The 20,666-nt window shown below is 68.8% G+C and carries 14 protein-coding genes, 1 tRNA gene, 1 rRNA gene and 2 pseudogenes; 13 read left to right on the top strand and 5 right to left on the bottom strand.

The annotated features are described in order from the left end of the window. Positions 1-99, top strand: a 5S ribosomal RNA gene (gene rrf, locus MF607_RS20160); the annotation flags it as partial. A 68-nt stretch (positions 100-167) separates the two neighbouring features. Beyond that, positions 168-244 (top strand) — tRNA-Met (locus MF607_RS20155). Here the strand turns inward: MF607_RS20155 and MF607_RS23075 are convergent. Beyond that, positions 201-1,871, bottom strand: coding sequence for a recombinase family protein (locus MF607_RS23075; RefSeq protein ID WP_431311981.1), 1,671 nt, complete (start codon positions 1,869-1,871; stop codon positions 201-203). The two genes, MF607_RS20155 and MF607_RS23075, sit on opposite strands and share 44 nt — an antisense overlap. Before the next feature lie 77 nt (positions 1,872-1,948). Beyond that, the gene (locus MF607_RS22845) at positions 1,949-2,077 is read right to left on the bottom strand and encodes a hypothetical protein (protein ID WP_277926018.1); all 129 of its coding nucleotides are present in this window, start codon (positions 2,075-2,077) and stop codon (positions 1,949-1,951) included. A gap of 234 nt (positions 2,078-2,311) precedes the next feature. Here MF607_RS22845 and MF607_RS20145 point away from each other — a divergent pair, with 234 nt between their 5' ends. Further along, positions 2,312-2,845: a helix-turn-helix domain-containing protein gene (locus MF607_RS20145; RefSeq protein ID WP_347340906.1), complete on the top strand. Its 534-nt coding sequence runs from the start codon at positions 2,312-2,314 to the stop codon at positions 2,843-2,845. Between the two features lie 66 nt (positions 2,846-2,911). Here MF607_RS20145 and MF607_RS20140 read toward each other — a convergent pair whose 3' ends face one another. Next, complete coding sequence (locus tag MF607_RS20140) at positions 2,912-4,714, bottom strand: hypothetical protein (protein WP_242121945.1); 1,803 nt, start codon at positions 4,712-4,714, stop codon at positions 2,912-2,914. An 81-nt stretch (positions 4,715-4,795) separates the two neighbouring features. Here MF607_RS20140 and MF607_RS20135 point away from each other — a divergent pair, with 81 nt between their 5' ends. The 6 genes from MF607_RS20135 to MF607_RS20110 all read left to right on the top strand — a co-directional run bounded on the left by MF607_RS20135 (position 4,796) and on the right by MF607_RS20110 (position 9,992). Then, complete coding sequence (locus MF607_RS20135; protein ID WP_242121944.1) at positions 4,796-5,413, top strand: ATP-binding protein; 618 nt, start codon at positions 4,796-4,798, stop codon at positions 5,411-5,413. A 40-nt stretch (positions 5,414-5,453) separates the two neighbouring features. After that, positions 5,454-6,302, top strand: a complete 849-nt coding sequence (locus MF607_RS20130; protein ID WP_242121943.1) for a 3'-5' exonuclease — start codon at positions 5,454-5,456, stop codon at positions 6,300-6,302. Between the two features lie 85 nt (positions 6,303-6,387). Further along, on the top strand, positions 6,388-6,654 hold the full coding sequence (locus tag MF607_RS20125; protein ID WP_242121942.1) for a hypothetical protein: 267 nt from the start codon (positions 6,388-6,390) through the stop codon (positions 6,652-6,654). A gap of 1 nt (position 6,655) precedes the next feature. After that, positions 6,656-7,447: a hypothetical protein gene (locus tag MF607_RS20120; RefSeq protein WP_242121941.1), complete on the top strand. Its 792-nt coding sequence runs from the start codon at positions 6,656-6,658 to the stop codon at positions 7,445-7,447. A 48-nt stretch (positions 7,448-7,495) separates the two neighbouring features. Then, the gene (locus MF607_RS20115) at positions 7,496-7,855 is read left to right on the top strand and encodes a hypothetical protein (RefSeq protein WP_242121940.1); all 360 of its coding nucleotides are present in this window, start codon (positions 7,496-7,498) and stop codon (positions 7,853-7,855) included. Positions 7,856-8,180: 325 nt separating this feature from the next. Beyond that, the gene (locus MF607_RS20110; RefSeq protein ID WP_242121939.1) at positions 8,181-9,992 is read left to right on the top strand and encodes a hypothetical protein; all 1,812 of its coding nucleotides are present in this window, start codon (positions 8,181-8,183) and stop codon (positions 9,990-9,992) included. A 1,236-nt stretch (positions 9,993-11,228) separates the two neighbouring features. Here MF607_RS20110 and MF607_RS20105 read toward each other — a convergent pair. Then, complete coding sequence (locus tag MF607_RS20105; protein ID WP_242121938.1) at positions 11,229-15,440, bottom strand: hypothetical protein; 4,212 nt, start codon at positions 15,438-15,440, stop codon at positions 11,229-11,231. A 426-nt stretch (positions 15,441-15,866) separates the two neighbouring features. On the opposite strand from MF607_RS20105, the gene MF607_RS20100 reads away from it, so the two are divergent. Together MF607_RS20100 and MF607_RS22975 are read left to right on the top strand one after the other, a co-directional pair. Next, positions 15,867-16,217 carry a DUF6471 domain-containing protein gene (locus MF607_RS20100; protein WP_242121937.1) on the top strand — a complete coding sequence of 117 codons (351 nt, stop codon included), beginning with the start codon at positions 15,867-15,869 and terminating at the stop codon, positions 16,215-16,217. A 106-nt stretch (positions 16,218-16,323) separates the two neighbouring features. Next, a complete protein-coding gene (locus tag MF607_RS22975) occupies positions 16,324-16,632 on the top strand; it encodes a helix-turn-helix domain-containing protein (protein WP_242121936.1) in 309 nt (102 codons plus the stop codon). Positions 16,633-16,737: 105 nt separating this feature from the next. On the opposite strand, the gene MF607_RS20090 is transcribed toward MF607_RS22975, so the two are convergent. Further along, positions 16,738-17,355 carry a hypothetical protein gene (locus MF607_RS20090; RefSeq protein WP_242121935.1) on the bottom strand — a complete coding sequence of 206 codons (618 nt, stop codon included), beginning with the start codon at positions 17,353-17,355 and terminating at the stop codon, positions 16,738-16,740. 920 nt (positions 17,356-18,275) lie between these two features. Between MF607_RS20090 and istA the strand changes: the two are divergent. Together istA and istB are read left to right on the top strand one after the other, a co-directional pair. Next, positions 18,276-19,800, top strand: a pseudogene (gene istA, locus MF607_RS20085) (IS21 family transposase). Next, a pseudogene (istB, locus tag MF607_RS20080) lies at positions 19,790-20,569 on the top strand (IS21-like element helper ATPase IstB). Before istA ends, istB begins: the two co-directional pseudogenes overlap by 11 nt. The last annotated feature ends 97 nt before the right edge of the window (positions 20,570-20,666 follow it).

The following is a 20,666-nucleotide window of genomic DNA, read 5'->3' as shown; positions in this document are numbered from 1 at the left end:
TTTGTGAACCACCCGATCCCATCCCGAACTCGGCCGTGAAACCAAACCGCGCCAATGGTACTATCGCTCAAGCGATGGAAGAGTAGGTCGTCGCCAGGCATTGAAGCCGGTGCATAACCATTCACAACTGTCCTCCACTCTTCCGCTCACTCGAGCGCCAAAAGTGTCGCGGGGTGGAGCAGCCCGGTAGCTCGTCAGGCTCATAACCTGAAGGTCACAGGTTCAAATCCTGTCCCCGCAACCAACCCAAACATACAATCGGCGCCTTCGGGCGCCTTTTTGCGTCTTGGGGGATGTCCCACTCCGTCGGACGAACCGACCGCGCAGTCGTCGGCCTCAGTCCGGCTCTCTTCCCCGTGCGCCCTGCGCGCGCCGTTCTCCGCGGTCAGGTCCGGACGCCCGTTGGCGATGTGCAGGATCTGCGCCAGGCGGCCGTGGACGAGCAGGTCGACGCCTCTGCCTTCGGCGCGGGGGACGGCCGTGATGAGCTCGATGAGGTTTCGGAGGGCCACGCGTGCCTCGCCGGCCTCCAACTCGGGTGCGTTGAGGGCCTCCGTCAGCTTCTCGACGTTGCGCCGGTAGGCGTCGGCAAGCCCGGGATGCAAGGCGACGGCCGGCGCGATCTCCGCCTCCTCCAGTCTCCGGTCGATCTCCGCGCGCTCCGCCAGCGCCGTCGCCAACCGGGATTTCATCTCGGCATAGTCTCCGATGCCATCCGCCATCATGTCGGTCAGGCGCTCGATGCGGCCGGTCACCTTGGCGCGAGCGCGCTCGATCTTCGCGCGAGCGGCGACCGCCTGCGTACGCGCGGCCTCGCTGGCCTGTCGGTACTCCTCGACGAAGGCCTCGACGAGGTCGGGTTGCAGCAGCCTGTGACGAAGCGCGTCCAGTACGCGATGCTCCAGCTGCGAGGTGCTTATCGTCCTGCCGTTCGCGCAGGTGCCGGTCGCGCGCGCCGTGCTGCAGCCCCAGCGCTCGGCGCCTACGACCGTGAACGTTCCGCCGCAGATCCCGCAGCGGATCAGGCCGGAGAGCAGCCGCTTGGACGGCGTCCGCCGCATGCCCGCCACCCGCTCGGGAGCGCTCTCCATCGCGGCGACGATGTTCCACAGCGCCTCGTCGATGATGCGCAGGTCAGGGGCGTCCTGCCGCTTCCACTCGGACTCGGGATTGGGGCGCGACACGCGCTTCCTCGTGACGGGATCGCGGACGAAGCGCTGGCGGTTGAAGACGATCCTGCCCGCGTAGAGCTCGTTGTGGAGGATGCCGTTCCGGCGCTGGCGGTTGCCGCACAGCGTGGTGATCCGCCAAGGGCCCCCGGTTGGACCCGGGACCGCGTCCTGGTTGAGCTGGCGCACGATGAAGGTGGCGCTTCTGCCTTCGGCGCGCCACTCGAATATCCTGCGGACGACTTCGGCCTGCTCCGGGACGATCCGACGCCTACCACGCTCGACGACGCCTCCAGCCGACACCTGCACGTCGGCCTCGTAGCCGTAGCACAGACCGCCCGGGATGCGGCCCGCGGCCACGCGGCCCACCTGCCCCCTGCGCGTCTTGTCGCCGAGGTTCTTGAGGAAGACCGCGGACATAGTGCCGGTGAAGCCGATCTGCAGTTCGCCGATCGCGCCCTCAGAGACGGTCGTGAGGCGGCAGCCGGCGAATTCGATCCGCTTCCAGATGGCCGCGACGTCCTCCTGATCGCGGCTGATGCGGTCTAGTGCTTCGGCCAGTATCACGTCGAACTCTCCGGCGCGCGCCAGCATCGCGTTGAGTCCGGGTCGGTCGCGAGTCGCGCCGGAAAGGGCGAAATCGGGGAACACGTCGACGACCGACCATCCCTCCCGGATGGCTCGCTCCCGACAGAGGCGCACCTGATCCTCGATCGACCGTTCGGACTGCCTGTCCGAACTGTAGCGGGCGTAGATCGCGACCTTGGTGCCGGCGGTCGTCACTCGACCGTTTCCCGCTCGCCCGACCCGATCCCGCACACGCCCTCCGAGACACGCCCGACGCGTTCATCGCGGACGCGCATGGTTTCAGCATCGGCGCGGGCGAGGTCACGCGCAAGGGCTTTCACGAACGCCAGCAGTTCGGGCGCGGAGGATGCCTCGGACAGGCTGTCCCCTCGCGCATGCCGCGTCGCCTGCGGACTGACCGCACGCCTCGATGAGGCTCGTCCGTCGGGATGTGAGGGGGGCCTCGCTCGCGCCATGCCATCGTTCTAGGATGGGCCCGCGCAAGCGCATGCAAACGCGGACCATGCCTTGCGACGTGTAAGGGATCATGAACACACCGCCCGTTCGAGGAGCCGATGCCGCACGATCCCAGACTCCCATTCCAGCGACGGATGCTACCACCGGGGCTCGGGTTCGCTCTGCGAGAGGCCCGCGAAGCCCGGGGTCTGTCTCGTCGCGAGGTCGCCGCCAGCACGGGCATTCGCCCTCGCACCCTGGCGCGCATCGAGAGATGCGCGCAATGTCCGTCGTGGCCGACGCTTGAGCGGCTTTGCGACCATCTTGAGGTGAACGTCGCCGCTGTCGCGCCGCGGTGGCTCAAGGACTCGTTCGACGTGCCGACCAGCCCGACGGAGGCGCCCGGCGTCGGCCTCCGCGCGCTCCGTCGCGAACGCGGATTGACGCTGGCGGCCGTGGCGGCGGGAAGCGGCGTGAGCGCGGCCACGCTCTCCCGCTTCGAACGGGGGATCACGGCGTCGCGTCTGCTCGGCCCGCAGATGGGCGTCGGCGCCTGCGGCGACGAGGACCTCGCCCGGCTCGCGAAGGTCTTCGGACTGTCTGACGGTGCGGCCTTGTGGCAGGCCTGTCTCGTCGCGGCGGATGGAGATTGAGGAAATTCGGGACCTGCATACGGGTCGTCGGATGGGCGTGTTTCGGGAGAGCGTATCATTCCGCATTCAGGCCGCGAAGCGATCGCCATGCAGGAACACGTGCTGACGGGCGCCATCCTCGTGACAGACGACATGCGCGATCGCGCTGCTCGACGGGCCGCGCTCATAGCCCAGATCGAGCCGGCAGGCGCCCGCCACGTGGATGCCGGCTCGAACCGTCGGCCGATGGAAGTGCCCGAGGATGAGGTCGATCCCGAGGCGCTCGAACGCGGGGATGGATCCCCGCACGCCGTCGGGACCGGCGTGGCCGTGGATGCCGCACTCGACGCCGCCGATCAGCAGACTCTCGCCGTCCGCCAGGAAGCGGACGCGGGCCAACCCGTCCTCGGAAAGGCTGCGCATCGTCTCCGCGAAGAAGGTGGCCGTGCCCGCGCCGCTCCTGATCCGGGCATGGAGGGCCCTCTCCCTGTCGAGGTAGAACTCGGCGTTCAGCGCATCCGTGCGGTAGTCGGCCTCGCGGAGCCACCGGAGGAGGTGGTCGTCGTGATTGGAGCGCACGACCGCCGTCACGCCCTCGGCGAGGCGGATCCGCTCGAGGAACCCGGCGGTGGCCCGCATCTCGGCGCGGACGTCGCCGGTGCCGCGGACATGATGTCCGAAGCGCTCGTGAGGATCGCGGCGCTGGTGGTGGGTGCGTGCGCGCATGTCGCAGACGTCGTGCAGGACCTGGATGCGCGGATTGAGCCTGCCGACGATGCCCCCGTCGGTGTGGCCGTCCCCCCAGGTGGCGACCACGGTCGCCGGATCGCATAGCGGATGGTGCAGGTCGCCGATGACCAATCCGGCGACGCGCGCGCCGGTCAGCACGCGGCCGTTGCATACGCGTTCGTCGAGGTCGCGGAAGGAGCCGTCGCCGTCCGCCGCGGCCGAAACGGCCCTGACGAACACCCTGCCGTCGGGAAGCATCTCCACGACCAACGCACCGACGCGGGACGCGGTCCTGCGGGCCGGATCCGCGTGCGGCGTGACCGCGCCGGTCGTGATCTGGACGCGGGGGGCGGCGGACCGGATCCGCGGCAGGCTTTCCATCTGGGCGGTCGAATGCGGAAACGCGGACCATGTGCCGGCCGAGAGATGCTGCATGCCCTCCAGCGGCAGCCTGGAGACCATCGGCGGCAGGGCGTCGGCGCGTAGATGAAGCCTGCCGGCGAAGTCCAACGGCGTCCGGGTCAGACCCGGCTCCCTGCCTGTTCGCGGCCCGAGTGCGGCGACGACCATCTCGGCCCCATGGTGGGCGGCGTATGCGCTGAGGTTGCGCATGAACCCGGCGTGCGGTGTCGCGCCGGGCTGCGCCGCCGTCACCACGAAGCGTCGCACGCCGTTGGAGGGTGGCTCGACACGGCGCCAACCCTCGGTCGCCGCTGACCCCGCCGGGCTTGCCGGCAGGGCCGGCACGGCTATCGCCACCGCGCGCGTGTGCGAGGCCGGGCGGCCGTTCCGCAGGTCGCGCGATATGTGGAATCTCGTCGAGACGTCGCCTTTCAGCATCTCCTTCAAAGGGGGTGGACGCAGGCCCGCGTCGCGCAGGAGGTTGCGCTCGTACTGGACGAGCAGCTCGCGGACGCGGATCTGCGATATTCCGAGTTCGCGGGCGGTCTCGGACTCCGAATGGGTCCGCATGAACGACTGGAACGCGGCCGCCTGTACGGGCGTCACGTAGGTGCCGCTTGCGGGAACCGGCTTCGCCGGCGGTACCACCGTCCACGTGCGGCTCTCCGTCGTTCCGCCGGCCGCGCCCGTGTTCCCGCGCTTCCGGCCGACCGTCCGCCGCCCGCCGCCGCCCGTCCGACCGCTACCAACCTGACCCATCAGCACACCTCTTGACCGCTTTAAGAAGGTGTATATATACACCCTCAGCGATGACGCAACGGCAACTGGAGGAGGCGACGGATGAATGGTATCGGCGAAGGGCTTCTGCTGCGGGAGCACGCGCACCGCGTGGCCAACGACATGGCCGTCGCGTCCGCCGCGCTGCGGTTCGCGGAGTGTCGCACCGGCTCGGATCCGGCGCTCTCCTCCGTCATCGCCCGTCTGGAAGCGACCGCCCGCGTGCAGCGTCTGCTCTGCGAGGGGGCGTCTGGCCGGACCGTCGATCTCGCCGACGTCCTGACCAGGCTGTGCGACGCGATGCGCTCGGCGCACGCCGCGCAGTCGGTCGCGCTGGACGTCGTCGCCCATCCGCTGCCCGTCGCCGACGGCGACGCCTGGATATTGTCCATGTGCGTCCACGAGCTGGTCGGAAACGCATTGCGCCACGGCGGCGCCTCCGGCGCGCGGGTGCGTGTCGAAGCCTTCGACGGCGCGGGGACGACGACGGTCCGCGTCCTCGACCGCGGCGGCATGCGGGAGTGGTCGCGCCCGGGTGGGCAGGGGGCGGCGATCGTGGATCAGCTGGCGGCGCGTCTCGGCGGGCGCGTGCGTCGTTCGGTCGACCGTGGCGGCGGGTGTGTCGAGATCGCCGTTCCGACGATCGCGGTGGCAGCCGCCGATGCGTGCGTGGAGGTCTGAGATGCTTCTTGATGTCGCGGAGCGTCCTGGTCCCGTGAGGATGATGGACGATGATGACGTGCGCATCCTTCGCCGTCTTCGGCTCGTGGAGGGACCGACGGGTCTGGGTGATCCCGACGCCGGAGCGGTGGCGGTCGTCGTCGACGTGGAGACCACCGGTTTCGATCCCGTCGAGGATGCGGTGATCGAATTGGCGCTACGGCGCGTCCGTCACGACGACGACGGCGTCATCACCCGCGTGGGCCGGCTCTACTCCTGGCGCGAGGATCCGGGCAGGCCGATCCCGCCGGACGTCTCGCGGCTGACCGGACTCCAGGACGCGGACGTCGCGGGGTGTCATATAGACGTGCCGCTCGCGACCCGCCTTCTTTCAGACGCCGACATGGTTCTGGCGCACAACGCCGCGTTCGACATCCGCTTCGTCGAGCGCCGCCTCCCGGGCATGGGCCGGCCGGTCTGGGCCTGTTCGATGGCCGAGGTCGACTGGCCCGGTCACGGCTTCGACGGGCGCAAGCTGGGACATCTGCTGGCGCAGTGCGGCTGGTTTCACGACGCCCATTCGGCCGGGGCGGACGTGGACGCCGTCATCGCGCTGATGCGGCATACCATGCCCGACGGCCGTCCGGCGCTCGCCCACCTCGTGGAATCCGCCGCGGAGGACGTCTGGCGCGTCCGTGCGGTCGGGGCTCGGATCTCGCTGAAGGACCATCTCAAGCGTCGCGGGTATTCCTGGAACCCCGATGACAGGGTCTGGCAGCGCTGCATCGCCGAACGCGACCGCGAAGCCGAGTGCATATGGCTGAGGGAGCGGATCTACCATTCGGCGGTCAACCCGTTCGGCGGCGAACCACAGTGGGACCGCCTGGTGAGGGGCCGCCGCTATGAATGAGATTACCGGATCCATCCACGCGGCGTCTCACTCGGCCGAGTTGCTCGTCCGTGGCGATCGCCCCCTTTACACGGCGACCCTGAGGATGACCGGGCGGGACGGCTCGTGCCTCGAGTTCTTCCATGCCTGTCGGACCGGAACGATCGCCGAGGCGATCGCGCGGCTGGGCGCGCGCGTCGGCGCCGGGATGGCGGCGGCGGCGAACGTTCGGCCGGGCGTCGACGTGCGCGATCCGATCGTGGTCGCGCTTCTCGGAACCGTCCTGGCGGCGCGGCTGGCGGAGGATGGCGACCTGGGCGGATCGGCGCTGCTCCACTCGGGCGATCTGCACATCGTGCAGAGGCGCGGCTGAGATGTCCGATCATGCCTCGCCGCCGGCCGCCGCCACCGCCGGGACCGTCGATCCGCATGTGATCGCGCGTCGTCTCGCCCACGCTGGGAGCGATTCTGTCGCGCGCCGATACCTCCGCGGAGAGGCGCGAGAGGCTGAGACCGGTGCGTCAAGGCTGGCCATGGCGCGTGTCGACGCGGCCCTCGGCGATCTGCGCTACGACGTCGATGATCGGCTCCAGCGCATCTTCCGCGATCACGTCGGCGCCACCGTCCGCACCGTGTCTCCGCTCGTCCTGGACGCCTGCGAGGCGGAGGGACTGGATCTCGATGAAGCGGTCGAGGGCGTTAGGTACGATGACTACCGGTACGCTTGGTCGGGCGGTCCCGCTTCCATGCGCGGTCTGGCAAGCCCGCCCGCGCGCAGCGCGACGTCGGGCATGCCCACGAGGATCGAGCTGCTTTCGCGGTTCCGGCGTTGCGGTGTCGTCGTACGGGGGCGGGACGATCCCCTCGGAGCGTTGGGCTTCCGCATCGGCGCCGCCTGCCTCGAGATCTCCATGCTGACCTCGGGGGCGAGGATGGTGTCGTCGAACGGCGGTCTGTACCTGACGCTCGACGGTCCCGTTCCGGAGACCCTTCGCATGGCGGCGCCCGGCCGCTGCATCGACGATCTCGTCGAACATGCCCTTCTTTCGGGGCGCGGGTACCGTGTCCTGTCCGTGAGCGAGGACCATCGCGGCCGGACGCTGATCGTCGCGTGGGCGGCCCCGGTCCCGTGGAGTATGCCCTGGGCGAGGGAGGCGTCGGTATGAGCAGGAACGCTGACGCCCGGCCGTCCCTGTCTGGCGGATGATCCGGACATGGGGAACATCAAGGAGGACCTCCTGGAGTTCGAAACGATCGTCGGCGAACGCATCGAGGCGGTCGCGATCGGCCGACGCCGGCTGCGCGACGACTTCGATCACGACCGCGTCGTCGAGCCCATCGGTCGCGAGGAGGCTCTCACCATCCTCAACTACCCCTTCGATGGCGCGCCGGGTGGCGACGACCGGCCTCACCCGGTCTACGCCTGGACCAGGAGCTGGTGCGTGTTCCTGACCGGCGATGATTGGGTGACCAATCTCGCATGGGTTCCGCGGTCGCCCGGTCGCTGCGTTCCGGAGCACGGTGGGAGCTGGTGGCTTTGCGGACCCTACGATTGGCGGAGCCTCGCCAGGTAGGGGCCATCGCCCGCGGCGGTCGGTGCCTCGACCCATGCCGATCCTGCGACGTGCCGCCATTTCCGCAGGACCTCGCCCCCGACGCCTGAGGTGAGGTGTCGAAGGTGCGACAGGGCGCCCGGGCTTGGGCCGGAGCGCCTGATCGTTCCGATCGGACACCCGTCTGGCGCTCGTGCCGACTTCGGGCGGATCCGCCCGATCCATCGGCGAAGGTTCGCTCGACGGGTGGGAACGTGCCTCCATTCGGCCCGCGGACCTTGTGAAGCGGCTTGCGAAGTCTACATGGAAGGTGTATATAAACACCTTATCAGCATAGGATGTGCCCGTGCCCGCTCCTCGCTCGCGACGTTCGACGGACTTCAACTTCCGCCGCCTGCGTTCGAACCTGATCCGCAACCCCGCGGCGATGGCCAGGCTGTCGGCCATGGGCTTCGGCGCTGATCTGGTGGAGGCGCTCGGGCTTGGTCTCAAGGAGCCCTACAGGCGCACCGACGGGACGCTGGTCGAACGCGTGCTCGCCTATCCCCTCGACGTCCCAGGTAGCCGGCGGCGCTACGGCTATCTGAATCTGGAGGGCGTGACGATCGGTGCCGACCATCCGGTGGCATGGGGACCGGGTGCGCCGGCGACCGTGCGGTCCGGCGCGGGTGCGGTTGCGGTGGTGGCTGGCTCGCCGGTCGCGGCCTGGCAGCTGGGTGCAGCAGCCTTCCGACTGGGTCTGCCGGTGGTCTGCCTGGCGAGTTCGCAACCCGATGCGGCTCCCGCGGAATGGGACGACGCCGCGTTCTGGGCACCGTGGGATCGGGTCGTGATCGCCGGTGGCTTGGCGGACGCGATGGCCGTCGGCATCGTCCGCGCCGCGCGCCGCCCGATCGAAGGCGCGAAAGGGGTCCAACCCGTGGACGACTGCGACGAGGATTGCGATCACGGTCCTCCGATCACCCGTCTTCACGACGGCTGGCTCGAGAGGATACTCTCGTCCGCGGCTCCGGTAGGGGCTGCGCCGGAGGCCGCGGTCGTGGACGGCGGGCCGGGCGACTTCGCCGCCATGCCCATTCCGGTGCATGGCGGTTTCGCACGTGGCCATTCCTTCTACCCCTTTCTCGTCGAGCGACGCCGCGCGGCGTCCGCGGCGGGCGGGGGCGGGCTCCTGCACAGCTACGAGACCCTCGTGCTGAGAAGCGACGGCGCCGTGCTGGAGCCCCAGGTGCTTCGCGCACCTGCGGGGACCCCGGCGGGGCGGCGCGTCCATGCGCTGAGCGACGGCACCCGCATCGCCGCGCCGCCGCAGGCGAGCCGACAGGCATCGTGGTCGCTCGACGCGATCCAGCGCTACGCGGCCGATCGCGCGGCCGGGATCGATCCGTGTCGCCGGCCTGCCGTCGAGGTCATGGCGGACGTACGCGACTTCCTGGCGTCGCGTGTCGTTCTTCCCGATCCCGATGACCTCTGGGTCGTCGCGGCCTTCACCATGATGACGCACCTCTTCCGTGTCTTCGAGGCCATTCCGCTGCTGTTAGCGATCGGCCCGCGTGGCTCCGGCAAGTCCGAACTGGCGGCTGCGGTCGTGTCGCTCGGGTTCAATGCGGTGCTGATGGGGCAGGGCTCTGCGGCGGCGCTGGTGCGTCTGACGCGCGAGTGCGGCGGATTGGTCGCGCTGGACGACGCGGAGGGGCTCTCGACGGAAGCCTCCGGGTTCGGCGAGCTGGGGCAGTGTCTCAAGCTGAGCTACAAGTCGTCGACGGCGCGCAAGCCGCTCACGCTCAACGGCGGACGGGTGGAGACCATCGACTTCTACGGGCCTCGTCTCCTGACGACCACCCGCGGCGTCGACGCGGTGCTGAGGTCCCGCTGCATCGCGGTGAGAACGCTGCCCGCGGACTGCGCCAGTCTTCCGGCCGCCGCGCCGGATCCCGCAACGCTTCGGGACGAGCTGCACGCCTTGGCCATGACGCGGGCGGGCGGCGTGTCGGCGGTCTACGCCGGACTGCGCGGGGCCGCCGGCGGGCGTGACGCGGAGATTTGGGCACCGCTGCGCGCGATCGCCGACACCCTCGGATGTCCGGAGCTCGCGGCGGTGATCGGTCGCCGGTCCGGCGTCACCTCTGCGCGATCGGGCGTTGCGTTGGCGGACTGAGGTGGCCGGCCTCGCGGCGCCGGATCGAGGATATGAGGGCATCTCGCAGCGATGATGTCCTAGGCGCGGGCGAGGCCGCGACGACCCTGCGACCGGAGCGATCTGAAGCGGAGCGTGCGCGGTGAACACGATGGTGCGCGGGGCCGCGTTCCCGTCGAAGGCGGGGCTCGGCATGGTGCTGGCAGCCGGTCCGCCGGTTCCCGACCTTGCGGTGGCCGAAAGGACCACGTCCGAAGATCCTGTGGTCAATCGCACGGTGATGCCCCCGACCACGGCGACCGGTGGTCGTCGTGGTCGGAGTACCATCCTTGAGGGTTCGGCCGGGCGTCGGGGAGCATCTGGTCCGCCGAACTCGTGACGATCGAGCTGGATCGTCCGTGTTCTGCGGACGACTGCCATCGGGTCCTGCTGCCCAGGGGGCCGGCTCTTTCCGCCGTCGATAGGCTCTTGATGTAGCCTTGCTCGAGTGAGCGTCCTGCCCGGGTTCGCCCTTGGCGGACCGTGGCGTCCACCCCCGTTCGTCGATAAGCCCGCAGTGGCAGGCCGAACGCGCCCGCCCTGCTTGACCTTCCCACGCCTCAACAGGCGGGCGGGCGCACCGTCCGCGCGAGGCGACACCGGCGTCCATGCGGGCGCGCGTAATCGCGGTATCTGATGAATATAGACATCAAAAACCTAAGTCACTGACCTTGCGCGTTTTTCTGCATAATTACACGCAATATGCTAGGGACCTCATTTCCAGCAGTCTGTCAGCAGTGTCATGGCAGTTGTGTAAAAAACCTATTATTTACAGCTACTTGGATTTTGGTGTCGTCAAAGGGTCAAAACGCTGCGAAAACGTTGCGTTACGCAGGTCGGCAGCCCGGTGGAAGGGGCGGCGGCGTGCGAAATCCGTGGAAGGCTGGTGCTTGCGGCAGCCTGGGCGCACGGCTCGGCGGCTGGCTGACCGTGCGGACATGGAAGGGCGATCGGCACGAAGCCGCGCGCGCCGCGTGGCGAGTTCGGAGGGCCGGCCAGCGTTCCGAGACCGCCGACCGCTCCGGGTCCTCCGGAACGGTAGACGGAGATCAGCTCCTCACCGCCCGCGCCTTTCCTTCAGGCTCGCGGGCGGGGGATCGGTTGTCCGGTGTCGCTGTCCGCCGGTTCGTTACGCGCTTCGCAGCGATCGCTGGTGGACGGAGACGCGGGCGCGGGGGCAGCCGCATCGCTGGGGATTGGCGGCGGCGCCGGGCCCCGTCAGGCCGTCTGCGTCGTTCGGTGCTCCGGCCGCGAAAGCAATTTGACCCCGCGTGGGAAATGGACGGGCTTGGCACGGCCCTTCTCGGCGGCCTCGGAGGCGAGCCGCCCCTGGTCCTCGGGCGTGAAGAACACGTAGACCTTGCGGACCGTGGCGACGGCGTCGTGGATGGCGCGCGCGGCGGCCTCCCACGAGCTCGTGGTCTTGAGCGCGTCGGTCGCGCCGATGTGCCGGACGGCATGTGGACCGTGCGGCATCAGACCCGCCAGTCCGCGGTGCCGAAGCGGGCTCTGCGCCATGTAGCGGGCCGTCGCGTTCTTGAACGTGGCGGCGAGCTGCGACGGCCTGAATTCATGGCCGCCGGGCTTGATGAAGAGGCGGTGCTCCTCCCGCTCGCCGTCGTGGTCCTCGTCCTCGAAGCTGTCGCGGTCCTCGTCGTCGTCGGTCGTGAGCGCGCCACCACGGATCGGCACGTCGTCATCCTCGGCCGCTTCCGTATCCTCCTCCGTGACGTTGGCCCCATCCAACGTGACCGGCGTGTCGGCTTCCGCGACGCGGGTCGACGCCTTGCGTCGAGGCTTCGGCTTCTGCATCTCGAGATACTTGCGCGAGACCCGGAGGTAGTATTCGATCATCGCGTACAGACCGTCCTCGTCACGCAGCCGAACGTGGAACTGATCGCCGGACTTGAAGTACTCGCCGCCACCGTTCTTGAACCGGTCCTTGTGGATGGTGATCCACCAGCCGTCCTCGAACCGGCGCAATTGGCCGTCGCCATCGTGACCCTTGTAGGTCAGTTGGGCGACGTTCTTGATGCGCAGGTAGGTCTGGAACAGGATCATGACCATGATGCAGTCGCGCAGGTGGCGGTGCCGGTGCCCGACCTTCATGGGTTGATTGCGGATCATCTCCTGAATGACGGTGCGGTAGAGGGCGGCGGGCGTCTTCGAGCTCAGCACGACCCAGATCGGCTCGAAGGCCTTGCGCTTCGCCTCCACGCGCTGGTCCGCTGACAACGTCCTTCCCTTCTGGCCGGCGGTCAGTCGCGCCAGTTTCCGCAACCACGATTTGACGCCGGTGCAGGTCTCGTGCGCGGTCGGCCAGTCAGGCGTGCTGCCGACGGAGGGGACGGGGCCGCCGACCGCCGCGATCCTGCCCTCGGGCGAATGGAACCACTCGACCAGTGCGGCCGATGCTTCGGCGATCCGTTCGGATGTCCGAAGCGGACTGGTCCGGTCCGACGCGCCGGCCATGTGGTGGAAGTCGACGATGGATCCGGGTCCGTAGCCGCCCGAGCGGTTCTTGATATGTGCGAGGAACCGCTGGGTCACATGCTCGAGCGCGATGGCGCCCATGGTCAGACGGTCGGGCGGCACGCCCATCCCGCCCTGAGGCGTATACCCGACCTTCCTCGCGTTGTGCAGCCGAAGGTCGATCAGGTCGTCGCGGGTGCTGGGGTCCACCAGATCGCCCGGTGCCGGATCGGGCGCGCGGGTCATGAAGCCGAACAGGCGCTCGAACGTCTGGCGCACCATCGTCCGGGTCACCGTCGATACGGCCTTGCCCTTGAAGTCCGTCATGGTCTGGCCGAGGAGGGTGAACACGTCGAACTCCTTCGGGGCTCCATCGGTCGGGGACGGAGCGACATTGAAGCGCTTCTCGTACTCCGCCCATTCCGCCTTCAGCGCCTCCGGCCACTGCTTGTAGGTCAGCCGGTACTCGTCCTGCGTCAGGACGCGCAGTCGGCGGCTGTATTCGACGTCCTGGACGGCATACGACCCGGCGACCTCGCGCAGCAGCTCCTTGCGGCGATCGGGCTCCTCGCTCCAATAGCCATGGGGCAGGTGGTGATCGTGGCGGGTGGCGTTGCGCTCCACCCCCCGTGGCTTACCGAGGCTCCGAAAGTCAGGGTTGAGCAGGCTGGCCAGGAAGTTGGCCGGCGCGCCCAGATACGCGTTCAGCGCGTCGAGCGAGTCCTCCTCCTGCCACGTCGGGAAGGCCTCGCCATCGGCCCACTTCTGCATCCGCTTGTCGAGGCCGGGAGTGGTCTCGAAGGCGTAGGTCGTCTCGCCCTTGGCGCGCAGCAACAGCGCGATCGCCGCGGAGAACGCCATCGTACCCATGCCCCAGGCCTTGCCGCCGAGCGGAAGATCGAACGCGTGGTCCGCCCTCTTGATGGCCAGCTCGGCGTGGTAGCGGCGCCACCTGTCCATCTCGTCGCCTGCCGGCTGGGACGAGCGCGGGGCGACGCCTTGCAACAGCGTGAGTCCGACCGGGTCGCTTCCCGTCCGGCCGATCGTCCGCATGTGTCGCTCGAGGACTCGTACGTCGCGCGCCCCTGCGGCGGCGGGGTTCGAGGAGAGGCCGTCCGTTGTCGGGATGGCGGACGCGGTCAGCGCCTTCAGCACCGCCTCGGCCTCCTTCGCCGTCCGCCCGCGGCCGTATCGGCGCAGCTCGGCATAGGTTATGCCCGAACGATCCCCCGGGTGGGCCCGGATGCCCACGGCCACCATCTTGGCGTCGATCAGAGCGCGGGCCTCGACGTTCCGGCGAAGGAACACGGGCGACATCGCGAGTACGTTGCCCATCGCCGGCAGATCCAGGCGTCTGTCGTCGGACGGGTGGCCGGGCAGGCCATCGTCGAAGACCGGGTCGGCGAGGAGCGTCTCGAGCAGCGAGGTCTTCCCCCGGTACTCCAGCCGCCAGGGCAGTGGCTGGCCCTCGTGGTGCCGCGGATTCAGGCGGCGGACCTGCGTCGCCGTCAGCCGGATCCGGTCGAGTTGGGCATGGGTGATCTGTTCCGCCGGCACGCCCATCTCTTCGGCCACGCCCTCCTTGCAGACGAGGGTCGACAGCATCGCCATCCTCGGTGGGCCGAAGCCGCGCCGCCGCATCAGTGCGCAGTAGTCGGCCACCTTCACGTCCATCTCCGTCGCTTCGCGCTTCGGCGCGCAGGCGACCTTCTCGGCCAGCCCGACGCGGGCAATGAGCCGTTCGATCGCGGCGACGACCCTGGGATCGTGCGCATCCTGTCCGAGGCTCCAGCCCATCGCCGTCTCGAGAGCCGCTACGCTCACGCCGCCTCGATGGTTGATCGCGACCTTGCCCTCGGCGGCCTTGAGGGTCTCGGCCACCTCCGCCATGCGCCGCACGATCGCCTCGACGCGGCGCGAGGTCTCCTCCTCCCGTCGGGCCCGAACGCGGGCATCCATGAAGATGGCCGCGATCCCCTCCATCCGGCTCCTGATCTCCGGGAAGCGGCTGGACGTGCCGTTCACGAGGCCGAGTTCGGCCTCGAACTGACGCAGGCGCACCGTCCCGGTTATCGATATCGGCGGCGTTCGGAGGCCGGCGTCCACCAGGAGGGAGTAGGAGTCGGTCACCGCGTGCGCCACGGCGAGGTGAAGGTCGTCGCCGGCCGGCATGACCGCGCCGGTCGCCCCGGCGAGAGCGCGGTGGCGTTCGAGTACGTGCGCGCGAAAGCCGGGACGGAAGATCAGCGCCGGGTCGAGGTCGAGCGCGTCGATGACCAGCGGGATGGACGGGATGCCGCTCGGCAACACCTCCCAGGTCTCCCCGCGAATCCGGAGAGTGTCCGCCGCGTCGTCGACCTTCCTGCGCTCCTCGGTACGCCTCGCATCGCGGTGCGGCGAACGCGTCCTGGGGGAGGCCACGCCGTGCTTGCGCGTCAGCCGCTCGACGAAACCGTCCACCGCCGGGTGGTCCAGCACGAAGGCCTCGACCCCGAGCCGCACCGCGATGGCGGAGCGCACGGGTCGGCCCTGATGGCTGGGGATCGCCTCGACGAGCGCTTGCAGGACGACGTCCCAGGCCTCGAGTCCGTCGAGGGCGGCCACGACGTCGGCCTCCTTGCGCTCCGGGGCGCCGGGCGGGGCGGCGGCGATCCACGCCTCGGTGTCCGACGCCTTGACGGGCGGGCGGAGCGGGTGGCCCGGCGCCGACGCCTCCTCGTCCGACGGTTCGTCTTCGAACTTGTGGAAGTGCCGGAGCGCGAGCAGCTTCTCCCTCACCTCCGTCCAGTAGTGGATCGCGGTGAGCGGCACGCCGGCCCTGCGGGCGGCCCACTTCAGCAGAACGCCGCCGCCCGGACTCCTGACGAGGCGCTCGCCCGTGTCCTGCATCTCTGCCGAAAGCCTGTCGATCGCGGCCAGATGGCGCGCGAGCGCGGGCGTGTCGTCGGTCGTCTTCACGGCGGGCGCGTTCGCGGGTCCGTCCGCCATGGCCCCGTCGCCGCCTCCGCACCGGTCCATCCCGTCTTGCGCCGTCTCGCGGGGCGGTCCGGCACTTCGCGGGCAGGCGGCGGCGCGCTTCGACGAGCACCCCGGGGGGCAGGCGTCCCTCGCGTGCCGAGAGATCATCTCGCCTCCGTCCCCCGAACCGGTCGCCCTCGGCCGGGAGGTCTTCCGCCGCCTGCGGGATGCCGGCCTGGGGCTGCTTTCGGTGCGGACCCTGCCTGCGGGATCGTCGGACGTGTCGACCTTGTCTGCCATCGGTGCTACTCAGTTCTCAAGGCGACATGCTCGGATAAGCATGGTCGCAAACGGGGCTTCAGATGCCCATATATGGTAATGTGCGGGATTGGCAAGGTCCGTCGCGCCGATCGCATGGAGGCGTGCTTGAACGACGAGGCTTGGGAGAGGCAGGCCAAGAACATGGTTCGGGCGGAGCTGATGCGGCGCGGCCTGAGCCAGGAACGCCTGGTTCAGCACCTGTCCGCGCTGGGCATCGAGGAGAGCGTACCCAATCTCCGTAAGAAGCTGAGCCGGGGAAGGTTCACGGCCGTGTTCTTCCTCCAGCTGATGGCGGCGATCGGGGTCGAGTGGTTGCAGATCCCCGAGGCCCCGGGCACGCCCGGCGGCGACGAGGCCGCCGGTGAGTTTGGTGCCCAGGCGCTGGCTCGAAGCGATCGTGCCGTGGCTGGGGAGGGGAGGCCGCCACGGGAGGGCCGGGCGAAGAGGTCGGGCTGACGCCGGCGGCGGCGCGCCGCGACGGGTTTGCGCGGCGCGGCGCACGACGTGCCTCGGCCGGGCATTTGCGCTGGCGGGGCAGCGCTGCGCCGGGCATGCTCGTCCCGTGCAGATTGAGGTGATTCGTGAAGTCGGCGAGCGCATACGCAAGCGCCGGATGGCTGCCGGGCTGAGCCAAGCGGAGCTGGCCGCGAGGTCGGACCTCGACAGGCTCTACCTGGGTCGTCTCGAGCGTGGCAGCCAGAACCCGACGCTTCTCGTCATCGCGCGGCTTTCGGTCGAGCTGGAATATCCGCTCGGCGAGCTGTTCGCGGGGCTGGCGGTCTCCGCCAAGGAGGTCAGGGCGGTCCGGCGGCTCTCCCGCGGGCCGGGGCGGCGAGGCGCCGACGACGGCGAGGGTTCGGAGGGGGACTGAGGTCCGCCATATGGACGATCGGCTGCGGACGGCTTCAGTTCGATCCGCCGGCGCATTCCGCGTTCCGGTTGCCGCGGCCGGTCGGATGACCGGCCGCGCGCATGATCAGGCGGCCAGAGGCGTGACTTCCGCGTAGATCTCCTGTCCGATGTTGCTGATGCAGTGCATGTATCCTTCCCTGTGCACGTTCCGCAGTTCGTCGGAGCCGAGCAGGCGGCGCAGCCGTGCGTCAGCCCGCCGCACCCCCGCGTCGAAGTCGCCGGGCACCCGCGCCGGCACCAGCTTGAGGCGACCACCCGGGCGGAAGGCGAAGTAGCCCGGATACTCGCCCTGGCCGCGCGGCACGAGGATCGCTCGGCCGTCGTTCGCGGGCGACCACAGGACGCAGTTGCCGTAGCACCACATCTGTCCATCCTGTTCGCGGAAGATCCCGGCCGCGACCGGGCCGGACTGCGCATCGTCGACGTCGAAGGCGATGTAGATGTAGTCCGTCCCGCTGCGGCGCGCGGCGGCCGCGCACAGGTTCTGGTCGCCGTGGGTGAGCACGAAGCCGGCGCCCATCTGCGGCTCGCCATCGCGACGCCGGTTCCCGCGCCGGCCGGTGAGCATCAGCGAGAACGCGGCGACATGGCGCATCATGTTGGCGCCTGCCGCGGGATCCGACGCGGACAGCAGCTTCAATTCATGCCGAGCCTGGCGCATTTCTTCGGTCTCGTTCATCATTCTTAAACTCCTTGGGTGCGATGCGAAGCAGGCGGGGCGGGCCCGTCCCCGCTTTTCCCCTCCAACCTGCTTCACACCCCCTTCGCTCGTACTCTCGAAGACGCGGGGTCCGTGGGAGGATGGACCGCATTCGCGCTGAGGCAGGCGTAGGTCGGCACGCGGGTGTTCGCTCATCCGGCGGAAGCGTTCACGGTGCAGCCTCGCGCGCGACGCGGGGACCCGGGCGTTCGATTCCAATCCCGCCGGGCCGGGCGGGATCGTCGCGGATCGACCCGCGATCCGAATCGGTCAGGCCGCTGCCCCTCAATCCATCTGCGAGCGTCGCTCCTCTGATCGGCGGGGTGACGTCGCGGATATCCGCCGACGAAGACGGCAGGCGACTGTCGGCGCCCTTCCGCGAGGGACTCGATGGCCGGCGCTGAGGTCTGCTGCTGGTGCGGATCGCACGGCCTTCGTCAATGGCTGCGGAACCCCGGCAATGACGGATGATCTCGCGGCGGGCGCCCCGATGGCCACCGCCATGGACCACGATGATGCCGCTCAGGCGGCACGGGCGCGCGTCGGGTGGGTCGGGTGACGCCCCCGGCGGTGTTGTCGGACGTCGGGAACGGATCGGATGACGCTGAGCCTCTCGTGCCTCCACTGCCTCACGCCGACGCAACCGACCGGGGGGAAGGCGTCACGACTACAAAGGGGCCGTGCCTGCATATGGCTTGCTGTTCGCCTGTCGCACATGCGGCCGCCGGGGCCGGGATCGGCGTCGACGAAACGCCTGGAACTCAACCCTTGGACAGGAAGACGAGTAGGGGTGTTGATTTCCACTGAGAGCTGACCCGGTGAAGGCATAAATTTCCACCGAGAAGTGACCCGTGTCTCAACCTCACCCCGGCTGACTGTCGGGGGGTCAAGGAGTGATAGACATGGCGTTACTGAGCGTCATCCGGCGCTGGGCATTCCGGGATGGAATGTCTATCCGGGAGATAACCCGCCGCACGGGACTGTCGCGTAACACGATCCGCAAATATCTGCGGTCGGACGCGTTGGAGCCGAAGTTTGAGATAGTCGTCCGGCCAAGCAGGCTGGACCCGTATGCCGAGCGGCTATCGGGCTGGCTGAAGACGGAGATGACCAGGTCCCGAAAACAGCGGCGCACGGGCAAGCAGATCCACGCCGACCTGGTCGCGCTGGGCTATGACGGCTCATACAGTCGGGTAGCGGCTTTCATCCGGGCGTGGAGAGCGAACCGTCAGGTCCAGGAGCAGACGACGGGCCGGGGCACGTTCGTGCCGCTGGTGTTCGAGTCCGGCGAAGCCTTCCAATTCGACTGGAGCGAGGACTGGGCCGTTCTGGGCGGCGAACGGGTGAAGTTGCAGGCAGCTCATACCAAGCTGTCGCACAGCCGGGCGTTCATCGTACGGGCCTATCCGCTCCAGACGCACGAGATGCTGTTCGATGCGCACCAGCATGCCTTCCGGGTGCTCGGCGGGGTGCCGCGGCGCGGGATCTACGACAACATGAAGACGGCGGTCGACCGTATCGGCACGGGCAAGGCACGGCAGGTCAACGCGCGCTTCGCGGCGATGGCGAGCCACTATCTGTTCGAGCCGGAGTTCTGCAATCCGGCGTCCGGCTGGGAGAAGGGACAGGTCGAGAAGAACGTGCAGGATGCGCGTCGCCGTCTGTTGCAGCGGCTGCCCGCATTTCCTCATCTAGACGCCCTCAATGCATGGCTCGAGGAGCAGTGCATCGCCGAGTGGGCGCAGATCCCGCACGGCAACCTTCCCGGCACCGTCGCCGATATATGGGCGCAAGAAGTGCCGGACCTGATGAAACCGGGGCGCCCGTTCGACGGCTTCGTCGAGCATACCAAACGGGTGTCGCCAACCTGTCTCGTCCATTTCGACCGCAACCGCTACAGCGTCCCGGCTTCCTTCGCGAACCGGCCGGTGAGCCTGCGAATCTATCCCGACCGCATCGTCGTGGTCGCCGAGGGGCAAAGGGTGTGCGAGCACGCCCGGGTTATCGACCGGACGCACCGCTCGCCGGGGCGGACCATCTACGACTGGCGGCACTATCTGGCGGTGGTCCAGCGCAAGCCAGGTGCCATGCGAAACGGTGCGCCTTTTTACCGAGTTGCCCGACGCCTTCCGGCAATTGCGCCAGCAACTGCTCAGGCGAACAGGCGGCGACCGGGAAATGGTCGATATCCAGGCGCTGGTGCTCCAGCACGACGAACAGGCGGTGCTGTGCGCCGTCGAACTCGCCCTTGAGGCAGGCGTTGCCACCAAGACCCGGATCCTCAACATCCTGCACCGGCTTATCGACGGCAAGACCGCCAGCGTCACGCCTATCGACGCGCCCCAGGCGCTTGTCCTGCGCCGTGAGCCCCAGGCCGATGTCGGTCGCTACGACACGCTGATGAAGGAGGTGCGCCATGCGTCATGACCCCGCCAGCGCCGCGGTCGTCGTCATGCTGCGCGACCTGCGGATGTACGGCATGGCGCAGGCCGTTGGCGACCTCATCGAACAGGGCGCACCTGCCTTCGATGCAGCCGTGCCCATCCTGTCCCAGCTGCTGAAAGCCGAGATGGCGGAACGCGAGGTGAGATCCATCGCCTACCAGATCAAGGCAGCGAAGCTGCCGGCGTACAAGGACCTGACCGGCTTCGATTTCACCTCCGCCGCGGTCGACGAGGCCATGGTCCGTCAGCTTCACCGGGGCGATTTCATCGACGGTGCCGACAACGTCGTCCTGATTGGCGGCCCGGGTACCGGCAAGACGCACATCGCCACCGCGCTCGCTGTGCAGGCCATCGAACACCGGCGCAGGAAGGCCCGCTTCTTTGCCACTGTCGACCTGGTCAACGCGCTCGAGCAGGAGAAGGCCATGAACAGGGCCGGGCAGCTCGCCGAGCGCCTGCTCCGCCTTGACCTCGTCGTCCTTGACGAGTTGGGCTACCTGCCGTTCAGCTCCTCGGGCGGCGCCATGCTGTTCCACCTGCTCAGCAAGCTCTAAGAGCAGACCAGCGTCGTCATCACCACGAACCTCAGCTTCAGCGAGTGGGCCGGGGTCTTCGGCGACGCCAAGATGACCACCGCGCTCCTCGACCGCCTTACCCACCATTGCCACATCGTCGAGACCGGCAACGACAGCTTCCGGTTCCGCGTCCGGTCAGAGGCCGGCAAACTGAAAAAGGAAAAGGCCGCAACTTGACCCGCAACCCCGCGGGCCTGACATTACCCCCACGACTCGGGTCACTTCTCGATGAAAACGCCGGGTCAACTCTCAGTGCAAATCAACAGCTCTGGTT

It is taken from the genome of Sphingomonas lacusdianchii, from assembly GCF_022664395.1.
In the GTDB taxonomy this organism is placed as follows: domain Bacteria; phylum Pseudomonadota; class Alphaproteobacteria; order Sphingomonadales; family Sphingomonadaceae; genus Sphingomonas; species Sphingomonas lacusdianchii.
The sequence above is the reverse complement of the archived record's forward strand: the minus strand, read 5'-3'. Positions and strand labels throughout refer to the sequence as shown.